The organism is Paraflavitalea speifideaquila (assembly GCF_032395985.1).
GTDB lineage: Bacteria > Bacteroidota > Bacteroidia > Chitinophagales > Chitinophagaceae > Paraflavitalea > Paraflavitalea speifideaquila.
This window is the reverse complement of the sequence record NZ_CP135920.1, coordinates 2562744-2576216: the sequence shown is the minus strand read 5'-3', so window position 1 is coordinate 2576216 and position 13473 is coordinate 2562744. Positions and strand designations below refer to the sequence as shown.

General features: G+C 45.1%; 18 protein-coding genes and 1 pseudogene. 13 read left to right on the top strand and 6 right to left on the bottom strand.

Annotated features, from left to right (window positions below):
• Positions 1-2 precede the first annotated feature (2 nt).
• Both RS881_RS17770 and RS881_RS17765 read right to left on the bottom strand, forming a co-directional pair.
• Positions 3-518: a methylated-DNA--[protein]-cysteine S-methyltransferase gene (locus tag RS881_RS17770; RefSeq protein ID WP_315822289.1), complete on the bottom strand. Its 516-nt coding sequence runs from the start codon at positions 516-518 to the stop codon at positions 3-5.
• 131 nt (positions 519-649) lie between these two features.
• A complete protein-coding gene (locus RS881_RS17765; protein ID WP_315822288.1) occupies positions 650-1105 on the bottom strand; it encodes a DUF6642 family protein in 456 nt (151 codons plus the stop codon).
• Positions 1106-1551: 446 nt separating this feature from the next.
• Here RS881_RS17765 and RS881_RS17760 point away from each other — a divergent pair, with 446 nt between their 5' ends.
• The 7 genes from RS881_RS17760 (at position 1552) to RS881_RS17730 (ending at position 7868) form a co-directional block, all read left to right on the top strand.
• Positions 1552-2304 carry an ATP-binding cassette domain-containing protein gene (locus RS881_RS17760; protein ID WP_315822287.1) on the top strand — a complete coding sequence of 251 codons (753 nt, stop codon included), beginning with the start codon at positions 1552-1554 and terminating at the stop codon, positions 2302-2304.
• Positions 2305-2495: 191 nt separating this feature from the next.
• On the top strand, positions 2496-3149 hold the full coding sequence (locus RS881_RS17755) for an ATP-binding cassette domain-containing protein (protein ID WP_315824527.1): 654 nt from the start codon (positions 2496-2498) through the stop codon (positions 3147-3149).
• Positions 3150-3295: 146 nt separating this feature from the next.
• The gene (locus RS881_RS17750; protein ID WP_315822286.1) at positions 3296-3889 is read left to right on the top strand and encodes an RNA polymerase sigma factor; all 594 of its coding nucleotides are present in this window, start codon (positions 3296-3298) and stop codon (positions 3887-3889) included.
• 99 nt (positions 3890-3988) lie between these two features.
• Positions 3989-5218 (top strand): FecR family protein, encoded by a 1230-nt coding sequence (locus RS881_RS17745; protein WP_315822285.1) that lies wholly within the window; start codon positions 3989-3991, stop codon positions 5216-5218.
• A 194-nt stretch (positions 5219-5412) separates the two neighbouring features.
• The gene (locus tag RS881_RS17740) at positions 5413-5814 is read left to right on the top strand and encodes an STN domain-containing protein (RefSeq protein WP_315822284.1); all 402 of its coding nucleotides are present in this window, start codon (positions 5413-5415) and stop codon (positions 5812-5814) included.
• Positions 5793-6035, top strand: a complete 243-nt coding sequence (locus tag RS881_RS17735) for a carboxypeptidase-like regulatory domain-containing protein (RefSeq protein WP_315822283.1) — start codon at positions 5793-5795, stop codon at positions 6033-6035. The genes RS881_RS17740 and RS881_RS17735 overlap by 22 nt, the downstream gene beginning before the upstream one ends.
• A 96-nt stretch (positions 6036-6131) precedes the next feature.
• Positions 6132-7868, top strand: coding sequence for a SusC/RagA family TonB-linked outer membrane protein (locus tag RS881_RS17730; protein ID WP_315824526.1), 1737 nt, complete (start codon positions 6132-6134; stop codon positions 7866-7868).
• A 115-nt stretch (positions 7869-7983) separates the two neighbouring features.
• Here the strand turns inward: RS881_RS17730 and RS881_RS17725 are convergent, their stop codons facing one another.
• Positions 7984-8178: a hypothetical protein gene (locus tag RS881_RS17725; protein WP_315822282.1), complete on the bottom strand. Its 195-nt coding sequence runs from the start codon at positions 8176-8178 to the stop codon at positions 7984-7986.
• Positions 8179-8364: 186 nt separating this feature from the next.
• On the opposite strand from RS881_RS17725, the gene RS881_RS17720 reads away from it, so the two are divergent.
• From RS881_RS17720 to RS881_RS17700, 5 genes and pseudogenes are all read left to right on the top strand, one after another.
• Positions 8365-8781, top strand: coding sequence for a hypothetical protein (locus tag RS881_RS17720; RefSeq protein ID WP_315822281.1), 417 nt, complete (start codon positions 8365-8367; stop codon positions 8779-8781).
• 108 nt (positions 8782-8889) lie between these two features.
• Positions 8890-10257: a RagB/SusD family nutrient uptake outer membrane protein gene (locus RS881_RS17715; RefSeq protein ID WP_315822280.1), complete on the top strand. Its 1368-nt coding sequence runs from the start codon at positions 8890-8892 to the stop codon at positions 10255-10257.
• A gap of 20 nt (positions 10258-10277) precedes the next feature.
• Positions 10278-10718, top strand: a complete 441-nt coding sequence (locus tag RS881_RS17710; RefSeq protein WP_315822279.1) for a RagB/SusD family nutrient uptake outer membrane protein — start codon at positions 10278-10280, stop codon at positions 10716-10718.
• A 166-nt stretch (positions 10719-10884) separates the two neighbouring features.
• On the top strand, positions 10885-11127 hold the full coding sequence (locus RS881_RS17705; RefSeq protein ID WP_315822278.1) for a hypothetical protein: 243 nt from the start codon (positions 10885-10887) through the stop codon (positions 11125-11127).
• Positions 11049-11470 (top strand): annotated as a pseudogene (locus RS881_RS17700) (DUF4202 family protein). Before RS881_RS17705 ends, RS881_RS17700 begins: the two are co-directional and overlap by 79 nt.
• Before the next feature lie 114 nt (positions 11471-11584).
• Here RS881_RS17700 and RS881_RS17695 read toward each other — a convergent pair.
• Positions 11585-11791 (bottom strand): hypothetical protein, encoded by a 207-nt coding sequence (locus tag RS881_RS17695; protein ID WP_315822277.1) that lies wholly within the window; start codon positions 11789-11791, stop codon positions 11585-11587.
• A gap of 350 nt (positions 11792-12141) precedes the next feature.
• Here RS881_RS17695 and RS881_RS17690 point away from each other — a divergent pair, with 350 nt between their 5' ends.
• The gene (locus RS881_RS17690) at positions 12142-12579 is read left to right on the top strand and encodes an N-acetylmuramoyl-L-alanine amidase (protein ID WP_315822276.1); all 438 of its coding nucleotides are present in this window, start codon (positions 12142-12144) and stop codon (positions 12577-12579) included.
• Here RS881_RS17690 and RS881_RS17685 read toward each other — a convergent pair.
• Both RS881_RS17685 and RS881_RS17680 read right to left on the bottom strand, forming a co-directional pair.
• On the bottom strand, positions 12518-12799 hold the full coding sequence (locus RS881_RS17685) for a hypothetical protein (RefSeq protein ID WP_315822275.1): 282 nt from the start codon (positions 12797-12799) through the stop codon (positions 12518-12520). The two genes, RS881_RS17690 and RS881_RS17685, sit on opposite strands and share 62 nt — an antisense overlap.
• Positions 12768-13229 (bottom strand): serine hydrolase domain-containing protein, encoded by a 462-nt coding sequence (locus tag RS881_RS17680; protein ID WP_315822274.1) that lies wholly within the window; start codon positions 13227-13229, stop codon positions 12768-12770. Before RS881_RS17680 ends, RS881_RS17685 begins: the two co-directional genes overlap by 32 nt.
• Between the last annotated feature and the right edge of the window lie 244 nt (positions 13230-13473).

Sequence of the window (13473 nt, the reverse complement as noted above, 5' to 3'; positions counted from 1 at the left end):
TATTAAGCCAGGGGCAGTTCTATTTGTGGACTTTCGTTTTTTATTCCTTCCAATGATAACAAGGCTGCTTTGGCAGCCAGCCCGCCAGCAAAGCCCGTCAGTTCACCCGAACTGCCAATCACCCGGTGGCAGGGTACAATGATGGAAATAGGGTTTCGTCCATTGGCAGCCCCTACTGCCCGCACTGCTTTACTATTTCCCAACTGCCGGGCAATGGATAAATAGGTTCTTGTTTCTCCATAAGGTATGCTGGAAAGGACCTTCCATACTTCCCTTTGGAAATCCGTGCCAATTGGATCCAGTTCCATGGAAAAGGAAGTCCGCTTGCCCTCAAAATATTCATTGAGTTGTTGTTCCGTCTCCAATAGAATGGGGTGGTTATTATCCTCCCTATATTCTCTTACCCGTATCCGGTTGGGATTATCATTTTCCCAAAGGATGGCAGCGAGCCCTTTTTCACTGGCCACCATCCTCAACCGGCCAACCGGAGAATTCATTTCCTTATAGTAATATTCCATAAAAGGTGTTTACCAGTGAAGCAGTACCAATGCCGTTTTCTTAAGAGAATCGTTTGCCAGGCACAAAGGTGGGCCACTCTGCAGTACTGCATCCGCCGGGCGGCAGAGTGACTCACCTTAAAGCCAAGCGGTTATTTTTCGTAGATCAGTTTAAAGCCCAGCTCCCGTGCCAGTTTGCCGTAATACAGTTTTACGTCCCTTTCTATCAGGTACATTTTCTGGTATTGTTGGCAAAATTGGAAATACAGCAGGTCGAGAAAGGTACTGGGCATAAAGTCGATGGTATTCTCATATCCCGAAATGGCCAGGGCGCCGGTTTTCTTCAAAAACCGGGTCAGATCGCGCCGCATTACATACATGGTTTCACAACTGCCAAAGTGAATGATCTTATTGGCGGCTTTGCCTTCCAGCATTTCGGCGATCTCCTCCAGGCGCATCGTTACCCGCTTACCTACATGCAGCCTGCCCGCATTGCCATGAAAGGCTAAATAAAGGATACTGTATTGGTCGTATCTTTTTAAACAGGATTCTTTCAGCAGGTTTTCAAACTCCTGCCTGGAAGAACACTGGCGGTGGGTATGCAACACATTCTTTTGCTGTATGAATTATGTTCCAGGAACTCCAGGGCCGTTTTAATACTCCTTCTATCCCGCAGGTCATTTGTCCAATTACCCTCTATACAAAAAATATTCTTGTGTTTTGACTTGGCAATTTTCATGTGGTCAATGGATTAACTGGTTGGGTAAGCCTTTCAAAAATAATGATTTCTGCGACTTTAGGGAACGATCGGTACAACAATAGCGCCAGTTAAACGAAGACGCTACCCGGGTACTTGACATTTCCGGATAATTGTTTACCTTTGCGCCATCATGAAATTGTAATCCACACATACCTGCAGCGCCCGCTGTTTTACCGGCCAGCCGGCCTCCCTTTTATTTTACAATACATTTACTGTTTTCAAAAATTAAAGACATGAAAATTACATCCTGCCTCCGGACTATTCCATTCATTTCCCACCCTCAACACACATTTCATGCTTATCAACGCACAACATATTACCTACCATACGCCGCATCGCGGGCTGCTTTTTAACGATATTGGTTTCTCCTTACAAAAAGGGGAGAAGGCCGCAATTGTAGGCAACAACGGTACAGGAAAGACCACCCTGCTGAGAATATTGACCGGTCAAGTGAAAGGCTTTGCAGGTGATCTTTGGATCACTGGTGCGCTACATTACGTGCCGCAGCATTATGGTCATTTTAACCAGCTATCCGTAGCGGCAGTCCTTGGTATAGCGCCTCTGCTCCAGGCCCTCCAGGCTGTTGAGAATGGCGCTACTGACCAGCATTATTATGACCTGTTGGAACACCATTGGGATATAGTGGTCCGATGTGAAGAAGCTTTTGCCCACTGGGGCATCACGGGCATTGCACTCAACCAGCCTTTACAGCAACTCAGTGGCGGTATGAAAACAAGGTTATTCCTTTCTGGCATCGATATCTTTGAACCAGCCATTGTATTATTGGATGAGCCAACCAATCACCTGGATGCAAAGGCCCGTGCCCAATTGTACGAATGGATGGGAAACACCTCCTGTACCTTACTGCTCACCAGTCACGATCGTCAATTGCTCCGCTTGTGCCATCCCATTTGGGAATTGCAGCCATCCGGCATCAGGGCTTATGGCGGCAATTACGATTTTTATGCAGCACAAAAGATAGAGAGACCGCTGCCCGGGAGCATGCCCTGGCCCACCACGAAAAAGCCTGGAAGGAAGCCAAACTAAAACAACAGGAAGTACTGGAACGCAAACAACATGCAGACGCGCAGGCCCGCAGAAAAGGATTGCAGAGCGGATTGCCCAAAGCGGTGATCAATGGACGGCGAACCGCTGCCGAAGGCAGTACCGGCAAACTAAAACAGGCACACCATACCAAAGTGAGCGAATTGCGTAACAGCCTGGAGGAGGCAGCAGCCATGGCCGAGGTACAACGTATCATGAAAGGGTATTTCGATAATTCCATATTGCCACGCGGCAAAGTGCTGATACAGGCAAATGATATCAATTATGGCTATGGTACTAATCCCCTGCTCTGGGGCCAGCCATTAACCTTCACCATCCGCAGCGGCGAAAGGTTGGCCATTTCCGGGCTCATTGGCAGTGGCAAATCCACCTTGTTTCACTTGCTGCGGAGCCAGAAGCCACCCTCAGAGGGAAGTTTACAGATAGCCCCCTGCACTACCCTGCTGCTGGACCAGGATTACAGCCTTATCGACCGCAGCAAAACAGTGCAGGAACAAGCCCTGGCTTTTAATGATGCGCCAGTTGAACCAGCGAAGGTGCATACCCTGTTGGCTAACTTCCTGTTTATGCCGGATAGTTGGGATAAGCCTTGCGCTGTACTAAGTGGTGGTGAAATGCTGCGCCTGGTATTATGTTGTATGGTATTGCAAAACAGAACGCCCGATATCATCTTCCTCGATGAGGCCGTCAACAACCTTGATTTAAGCAATATTCAAATGCTGGCTAAGATATTTACGGAATACAAGGGTACACTCATCGTCATATCCCATGATAAGGGCATTCTACAAGAAGCAGAGATCCTGGAGGAACTCCCCTTGCAGGGATAAAAATAAGCTGGAAATACCCATTACAGGTAAGCAACGTCTGTTTTTAGATAATGGATGCAGCCTGCCAGTACAAAATTTCATTGATTGTTGAACTAAAAATCTTTAATTTAGGCCCGACCTATTGCTAACGAATCCAAACTAACTGCTTGTCAAACCTTTCTATCAATGATGTAAATGGGTTGCTTTTACAGGTATCCGAAGGAGATGAAAACGCCTTCGCACAACTTTTCAGGGCATACCACAACCTCTTGGCAGATTATATTATGCGCATCACTGAATCGGAGCAGCTGACCCAGGAAATAGTGCAGGATGTGTTTTTAAAAATATGGATCAATCGTCACTCCCTGCCAACAATCGATTGCTTTAAAGCCTATTTGATGGTAGTTGCCAGAAATCACGCCTTTAATTGCCTGAAACAAATTGCGCGGGAAAAAAACCGCAAGAAAGAATGGGCAAACTCAGTGTTGCATCTTGCATTAAATAATACAAATGAACCACCCTTCCCTGACCCCAGCCAGCTAATTGATGAAGCCGTGGAATTACTTCCCCGCCGTCAGAAAAATGTATATCTCCTGAGCCGGAAAGAAGGCATTAGCCAGGAAGCCATAGCCCAAAAACTAAATATTTCCCATGAAACAGTCAAGAAACATATGGTGCTGGCCCTCCGCTTTTTAAAGAATCATCTTCGCGCAAATATTCGTTTCTTCCTCTTTCTTATTACCTGCTTGTTCCGCCACTAAAAAAATATTCAATTCCATTACCTCTTTGGGATACCACCGTTGCCTTACTATATCACAAAGGGGAAATGATCATTTCCTTATTTATTGGGAATACGCTTTATGGACAAATCAAGACTAACTTACCTGTTCCGGGCTTATTTTAATAAGACCGCTACTCCGGCAGAGCGTGATGAATTCATGCAAATGGTAGAGCAAGCCGAAAATGATGAACAGGTAAAAAGTTTATTGACAACTACCTGGCAACAGCATACCAGCCAAAACCAGCCCATCAAAGCGAGTAAGGGCGAGGAGATGCTGGACGCTATCCTACAGAAAGGAAAGGCAGATAAGCCAGTAGCGATTATTACGTCCAGACCGGCATCCTGGTGGCGGCAAAGAGCTGCCGCAGCTGCTATCCTTCTTATCGCTTGTACAGGTGGTTATCTCTGGTTAACGTATCAACCAACCACACAACTTGCTGAAACCAAAGTGCTTCCTGCCAATGATACTATTGTACCCGGTAGAAACAAGGCCGAGCTTTTATTAGCCGACGGCTCAAAGCTCCTGCTTGATTCCACTCAACAGGGCACCCTTACTAAACAAGGGGACGCAAAGGTTATCAATCTTAATACTGCTGTTCTTGCTTATGATGCCCCCAGGACAACTAGCCAGGAGGTTGTTTACAATACACTCTCTACACCCCGTGGAGGGCAGTATCAGCTAAAATTAGCTGATGGCACCAAAGTCTGGCTCAATGCCTCTTCCTCCATCCGGTTTCCCGTAGCCTTCACCGGAAAAGAAAGAAACGTATCCATTTCAGGAGAAGCCTATTTTGAAGTGGCCAAAAATCCAGCAATGCCTTTTATAGTCCATTTCTCCTCTCCCACCGGAGCCCCGACGGATATCGGGAAGGAAGGGGCTGTAGAAGTGCTGGGCACCCATTTCAACATCATGGCCTATGATGACGAACGCTCGATCAATACAACTTTATTAGAAGGGTCCGTAAGAGTATCCAAAGGCACTCAATATAAGATACTAAAGCCTGGCCAGGAAGGCAAGATCACTCAATCAGGAGACATAAGGACGGGCATAGCAGATATTGAAGCTGTAATGGCATGGAAAAATGGCTGGTTTCAATTTAACTCGCTGGACATAGAAAGGATCATGCGGCAGGTGGCTAGATGGTATGATGTTGAAGTTGCATATGCAGGCAATATTCCGACAGGTCATTTTTCAGGTATCGTAAACCGGAACAATAATATCGCCCAGGTATTAAAGATCATGCAGGCAGGTGGTGTGAATTTTAAAATTGCTGGCAGGAAGGTAATTGTCTCTGAAGATCACCAATAACCCCCAGCACCCAATAAAGTAGATAGGTTTAATATTATTGAATGTATACTTAGTTGTATACGTAATGGAAATCTTTTTTTCTTAAACCAGAGCAATAGTTGCTTATTGTTTAATTAACTGCCAAAAGTATGAAAAAGGAATGTTCATTATTATGCCGGAGACCAAACCGGGCAACCGCCACCAAAACAATGTTGATGATGAAATTAACAGCTGTTTTACTGTTGGCCACTTTTTTACAAGTGAGTGCTAAATCGATTGGGCAAACAATTTCTATCTCCCAGAAGAACACTTCACTGGAAAAGGTATTCAAAGAGATACACCGGAAAACCGGCTATCAGTTCTTCTACCAGGATGAATTATTAAAGCAGGCCAAAAAATTCAGCATTGATGTGAAAGATGCATCGATTGAACAGGTACTGGAAATTTGTTTCCGCGATCAACCGCTGCACTTTGTGATCACAGAAAATACCATTACCGTTAAAAGAAAAGAAGCCGGCAAAGAGGCCAATGCACCTCCTGCCGTTCCTCCTATTGAAGTGAAAGGGAAAGTAAAGACAAAAACGGTAATCCCCTCGTGGGCGTTACCGTATCTGTAGTAGGCGCAAAGGGAGGCGTCACCACAGATGAGAACGGAAACTTTACGATATCCGTTCCCGAAAATGGCGTATTAAGTTTCTCGTTTGTAGGATTTAAAACCGAGAACATCCGCGTTGGAAAAGATAACAAGGTACTTGACCTATCACTGACGCCTGAAATAGCGGCATTAACGGATGTAGTAATAGTTGGTTATGGAACACAAAAAAGGTATCTGTTGTAGGGGCTATTACTTCTATCGGCACTGCAGAACTCAGGCAAAGCCCTACTACCAACCTCTCCAACGCTTTAGCGGGCAGGATGGCGGGTTTGATGGTTAATCAGTTTTCCGGGGGAACCGGGGGTAGATCAGAGTGAAGTTTTTATCCGCGGTATAGCTACATATAATACCGGCAATTCACAAAAGCCGCTGGTAATGGTGGATGGTATTGAGAGAGATTATCAATACCTCAATCCGGAAGAAGTAGAAACTTTCTCTATCCTCAAGGACGCATCGGCCACCGCGGTGTACGGCGTAAGAGGAGCCAATGGGGTAATCCTGGTCACTACCCGCAGGGGCAGAATAATGGATAAACCGAATGTTACCTTTAAGGCTTCCGCCGGCTTATCTGCTCCCATCAAATTCCCTGAGTACCTGGGATCAGCCGATTACGCTACCCTCTACAATGAGGCGAGGTTGAACGATAACCCTGCTACTACTGCTGCCCTCTTTACACCTGCCCAGATAGAGAACTACCGGAAAGCAAAAGGAGACAACTCTGATGGCCTGGGATATAATATCGATCTTTTCGATTATGCATTCAAGCCAAGTATCCAACAGGACTATAACCTGAACATCCAGGGAGGTAATAAAAGTGTCAAATACTTTATGATGGCTGGGTATACCAACCAGGATGGCAACTATAAGCATACCAAACTGGGTCCCAATAATACCAACGCCATCTTTAAGCGGTATAATTTCAGGTCCAATATCGATATCAATATTACGCAGGACTTTTATGCACGTTTAAACCTGGGTGGGCGCATTCAAAACCGCTTAGCGCCAGGCACCACGGCAGCCAGGGTGGTTAACATTGCCAATACCCAACCTTCTATCTATCCAGTCATTCTGGAAAACAATGATAATCCGGCAAACAAAACTTTTATAGCCAAGCACCCCGAAGGATTATTGTTCGGAACGCAATTGTACAGGTACAATATATTGGGAGAACTGGCTTATTCCGGATTCATCAATGAGTATAAAACCTTTATGGATGGAAGTTTTGCCCTTGGCCATAAACTTGATTTTATCACCAAAGGATTAACTTTCGAAGTTCAGTTTTCTTACGATACAGAATCCGGCAATACGGTAGACAGAACGATCCCGCATGAATCAGAGGGTTATCGCGAATATGGTGGCTATGCAACTTTCTATCCTAAAGACGGAGTAGATGTATTGATGAATGGCGGACATTACCAGGGGGCCTATGCATCTCCCCGCCGAACGGAGAATAACACGATGAATAATGGCTTTGACGCCCGTACTCCACAGCCGCAGCGTAAGAACAACTTACAGGTTACTTTAAATTATGCACGGTCTTTCGGTCTCCACAATGTGACCGCCTTGATATTGGGTAACAGGCAAAGACGTACCTACCAGAACGATGTTCCTTTTGGCAACCAGGGTGTTGCTTTCCGAACCACTTATAATTACGATGACAGGTACCTGCTCGAACTGAATGCAGGCTACAATGGTTCCGAAAGCTTTGCAAAAGGGCGTCGATATGGTCTATTCCCGGCAGTAGCTGCGGGTTGGATCGTAAGCAATGAATCATTCATGAAAAAAACAACCTGGATCGATTACCTGAAGGTCCGGGGCTCTTTCGGGTTGGTAGGAAGTGACCAATTGCCCGGAGAAAGATTTGGCTATCTCCAGTTTTATAATGTAAATGGCGACACCTACAATTTTGGTACAGACCTTAGTGGAGGCGTGCCCGCCAACGTATTTGAAGCACCGCTCGCCAACCCTTTGTTAACCTGGGAAAAAGCCAAAAGGCCAATATCGGAATCGAAATAAGGACCCTGAAAAACAGGCTGAGTTTTTCAGCCGATGTATTCAGGGAACACCGGTATGACATCCTCACCAATCTTAATAATGAATACGGTTCCAGGAACGTATCGGCAGTAGTTGGTCAAAGCGCCCCCAACTCAACCTCGGTATTGTAAATAATAAAGGGTTTGATCTCGAAATCGGCTGGACCGATAATATTGGAAAAAGCTTTAGCTACTATATCAAGCCCAATATTTCTTTTGCCCGCAATAAGATCATATTCATTAATGAGCGAGATCGAATTGCACCTGATGGCAAATCCGTAGCTTATGTTCAACGTACAGGAACACGGATCAAAGAACAATTTGTTTACGTATTTGACCATTTCGTAGCAGACCAGGCAGAGGCAGACAAATTAAATGCGGCCGTTTATCAGAAATGGGGAAAACTGATCCCGGGAGATGTTGTCTATAAGGACCAGAACGGCGACGGCCAGATCACCGACCAGGAAGACAGGGTTGCCATGGGGCATCCCCGCAATCCAGAGCTTCAGTTTGGTATTCCTATGGGTGTTTCTTACAAAGGATTTGACCTGAGCATATTGTTTCAGGGAGCTACCAATACCAGCGTTCAGTTAACAAACGCAGCGGCCTATGACTTTCCAACGTACGGACAGGATATCATTGGAAGGGTTAAGAAAATACATTTGGAACGCTGGACCCCTGCTACCGCAGCAACAGCCACTTACCCGGCCTTGCATTATGGCACCCACAACAATAATAAAAACCCAAACAGTTCGCTCTTTCTGGCCGACGGTTCTTACCTGAGGTTAAAAAATCTTGAAATAGGTTATTCTATTCCGATCACTTTCCTGAAAAAAATTTGGCGCTACCAAGACCCGCTTTTATCTCCAGGGTTTGAACCTGCTTACCTGGGATAAATTATCAAAATTCGATGTCGATCCGGAAACCAATACAGGAGGCGACTGGTATCCCATTCAAAAGGTCATCAATTTCGGCGTTTACGTAACTTTTTAAAGATTGCAATTATGAAAAATAGAAAATATATTCCCTTAATAGCTATCTGTTCTATAGTGTTCTTCGCATCCTGCGAAAAATTTCTTGATAGACAGCCGGATAATAAGATCGATGAAGCAACTGTTTTTACCAATTGGGACAAAGTGAATGGTGAAGCCAATAAGTTGTACCGGGACATGCGTGACCGCGACAGGGGTATAGTTGGCCTGCAAGACTTTTCGATCTCCGGTATTACTGATGAATGCAAGGGCACACAGGTAGAACAGGCCATTCCTGATCAATTTAATTTCGGAAGCTTCGGGCCTTCTATTGGTATGCCCAGCAAAGCAAATGGGATGTATTGGGGCGATTTTTACAATTCTATCCGCAAGGCAAATGTGTTTATTTCAGGCGTAGAGAAATATAAATCACCTGATAATCCCTTGCAACCAGGTGATCTGAAAAACCGGGTAGCAGAAGCCTATTTTATGCGTGCTTATTTTCACTGGCTGGTAGCACGTTGGTATGGCGATATTGTTTACATGGATTATGTAGTAGATCTGTCTAAAAATGAGCAATTTGTACGCCAGTCATGGCCCGATTTTCTGAAGAAAATACTGGCAGACCTTGATTTTGCCATCAATGAATTGCCGGTTCGCCACCTGGATGTTGAATTTGGAAGAATAGATAAAGGAGCAGCCATGGCTCTGAAAGCAATTGTATTGTACATGAACGCAAGCCCCATGTACAATGGCGGTAAACTACCAGGCAATGATACCCGGGTGGGTAAAGGGCAGTATGCTGCTTATGATAAAGAAAAATGGAAACTGGCCGCTGATGCCGCCAAAGCAGTAATAGATCTGAAGAACGGCAGCGGTCAACGCTATAGCTTGTATATGGGCAAAGGCAGCGATTTTCAGGCTGAAAGCAATAACAAGGTATATGCAAGGATCAAACAGATCTATATCGACCCAGCTGCTATTCAGAATGAATGGTTGTTGATCATCTCCAATAATAAGGCTGAATCCTGGCAAGGTGACCATATTCCTCCTTCTTATGGAGGGGGCTCTCGCCTTCAACCTTTACAGGAGCAGGTAGATGAATACGAGTTTATCGGTAATGATGGCTACGGATATGCCACCTACGACCCGCAGGCAGCAGCCAAAGGTTGGGATGAAAAACAGCCCTACGAAAAACGCGACCCCCGCTTTTATTCTGACGTCATGTATCATGGTGCTACTTATCAGAATAAGATCATTAACACAGCTACCGGCTCTGATAAGATTGGGGCCAGCAATGCCACTTCGACCGGATACTACCTACGCAAGTTTTACCATGAAGACTGGAAAAGAAGCGGGGCTGGCCCTTACACTTCCCTTCTATCCGGCTCCCGGAAATGATGTTGATCTACTGTGAGGCGATGAATAGATACAGCGGCCCCAATGGTGAGATCTATGCCCTATTAAACACACTGCGCGCACGCTCTTTTATGGCCCCGATACCTCCTGGCCTGGATGCAGATGCACTGCATAAATACATTCAACGCGAACGGCGTGTGGAGCATTTTTATGAGAACAAACGTTACTTCTATGCCCGTTGGAATTTAGAGCCAGATGCACCGTCAGAATTAGCACGGGAAGCTACCTACAAAGCCGCGCCGGTACCCGCCAATGTATGGCCGTACCCAAGAACGCAAAGAGCAGCCCATGGCATGACGCCTGTTGCTGATCCCGCAGGAACCATGGTAGTAGGCGGTGTGAATTATAGAATGCAAAGGTTTAAACTGGAGGATAGGGTCTTTACTTCCAAAACTACTACTTTCCACTGGTGGCCAGTGAAATTGCCAACGCACCATCCTTAATACAAAGTCCTAACTGGTAATAAAAATTGATATAGAACCATTTAAAAGCAAAACCCCTTCACTGCCTGAAGGGATTTTGCTTTTAAGGGGCTCTCTGAAAAAATCATCCGGCTTTCTTATTGCATATATTTTAACTTTGAGGATAACAGTATAAATTGCTGCTCTTATGACAAAAATGGAACAGGCCTTTAACCTATTTGACACCTATAATAAACAGGACCCTTCGGAGACAACATGGAATGGACAGCATTATCCATCAGAATATTTTTATGCCATTAAGTTGTATGAACGGGTGAAAGATCTTGCGCCCCAAGCCAGTACCCCCTTTTACTGGCCTCCAGGTGCCAGCATATCGGACGATGGGAAATCGCCAGAAAAGCATTTCCTGAAGGCAGGGTGGGTTACCTGAAGTGGAGAACCGAACTCTCCAAATTCCACGCACATAAAGCCACGGAGATACTGCATTTACTTAACTATGAACCGGACATTATTGCCAGGGTCACTGAAATTGTACTGAAAAAGAAGCTTACAACCGATACCGAAGTTCAAACGATGGAAAATGCCCTTTGCCTGGTATTCCTGGAATTTCAATACGATGACCTGATAAAAAACAATCAGCAGAGAAAATGATAAGCATCCTCCAAAAAACATGGGCCAAAATGAGTACCCCGGGAAGGCAGGTTGCCGCATCGCTCAACTATAGTGAGACCGGTAAGGCCCTGTTGAACCAAGCCCTGGAAAGCCTTGACTAAGATATTAGCCCGAAGCCCGGCTTCTCTCACCTGCCACAATCCAGGGTAAATTGATAAACTAGTTGGATAACCCTTCCAAAATAGCCAAAAGCAAAAAAAGGTGACACCATTCCTTCACGACGAAAACGAAAGTTTACCATACTGGTTATAACGAAGGTGCTGAAGGGTTGTGGTGATGCCCAATTCCTTCAACCCTTCCAGCAACAGCAGGTTGCCCCATAAAGAACAGTATGCATCCTGCCACCTGTGAAAGCCTTTGATCTTTGTGCTTTGCGCTTCAGATAGCAGCAGGAGTTTTTGCTCAAAAACAGCTTCATCCAAGCGGCCCTCAAAAAATGATACAGTAAATAGGTCATGAACGTTATTGAATAGACAAACACGCAATAGACACAATGATCAATTATGTATTGTTCCTTGTTTTCGTTAATTTAGTAAAAACAGTTATCCCATACCGCATTATGCAAATCATTCACCATTTATTATACACGGCGCCTGGCCAGTCTTGTACCATTCGTAAAAGCCCTAACCATGGCGCATTGCTGGAGCCCCGTTTGCTGATCATGCATTATACGGCCATAAACGGTATGGATGCTGCCCTCGAAAGATTGACTGACCTATAAAGCGAGGTATCCTGCCTTCTGCTCATAGGACGGGGAGGCGAGCTTGTTCAATTGCTTCCTTTCAATACCATCGCCTGGCATGCTGGTGTTAGCGAATGGAATGGACTGACCAACCTGAATAACTATTCTATTGGTATTGAATTGGATAATGCCGGCTGGCTTACCCACAACAATTACCGTTTTTTATCATGGCAGGAACAGGAATATCCTTTTGCAGAAATATACCACCACCAAACCTATGCACCTGGTCAAATGGAATACTGGCATGCCTATACCGAAGCTCAAATAAATATGGCCCTTAGCGTAACCCGTCTATTGGTGGAGCAATTTGACATTGAAGCCATCCTTGGCCATGAAGAGGTAGCGCCCGACCGGAAAAAGATCCAGGTCCGGCATTTCCCATGCAAACATTTCGCCAACTACTTGTTTAATAGGGCTGTCCATTTCCTTGCAACTGGGCACTCGCATATTTCTCTCGATAGGCATTGATGAGCCTGTCGATCTCATTTCTTTTATAGCCAAACAGTAATCCTTTATCATAAGGGATTCCTTGATTAAACTCAAAAGTAGGGTCAAGGCGGAAATACCTTTCTACTGCCTGTATGCGTTTGCCAAGCGTATCCCAGCCCCGATGAATAAAACGAATATCATCAGAAAGAATACTCTCACCATACTGCTCAATATTGGCCGGGAACCTTGGATTGTGCAAGGACCTTTATCGTTATTTCAAGCGCATTAGGAGCATTGGTGGCCGTTATTTTTGAAATAGTGCTCCAAGGTATGCCACTGGTGTGGTGCAGTAGTTGGCGTATGGTGATGCGTGGGCTCCTGTTTTTAAAAGAAACTTTCAACCACGGAATCAATGTTGACACTGATTCATCCAGGCTTAATAGCTGCCGCTGCGCCAGTGTCATCACGGCTAACGCAGTAAATGCTTTTGTACACGATCCCAATTCAAACAAAGTATGTTGTGTTACCTGCTTTTTATCCCGGAGATCGGCATAACCATAATTTTTGATTACCTGGCGACCGTCTTGTATCAATATAATACTTAGACCCGGAATATTTCCGGCACGCATGAGCTGCCTTATCTCCTTATCAGCTTCACGCCACAGACTGTCATTGGTAATTTGTTGCAAAAGCAACTACCTGCGGCCATCAGACAGGTCTGCAGCAAAACGAGGGCTTTCGATATATTCCTCACTATTTGTATTTTATATAATATGCCCGCTTTTTTTTTCTTACCATATACAGCTGCTTCCCTGATCAGCGCCAGGGCCAGTACATTGGTTGAGTACACCCTCTTTTTATTCGGGTCCCTGTCGGAGACTTGAGACCCTTTAAGCGATTCTCAATCCCTAATTTTATTTTTGATACTACCTC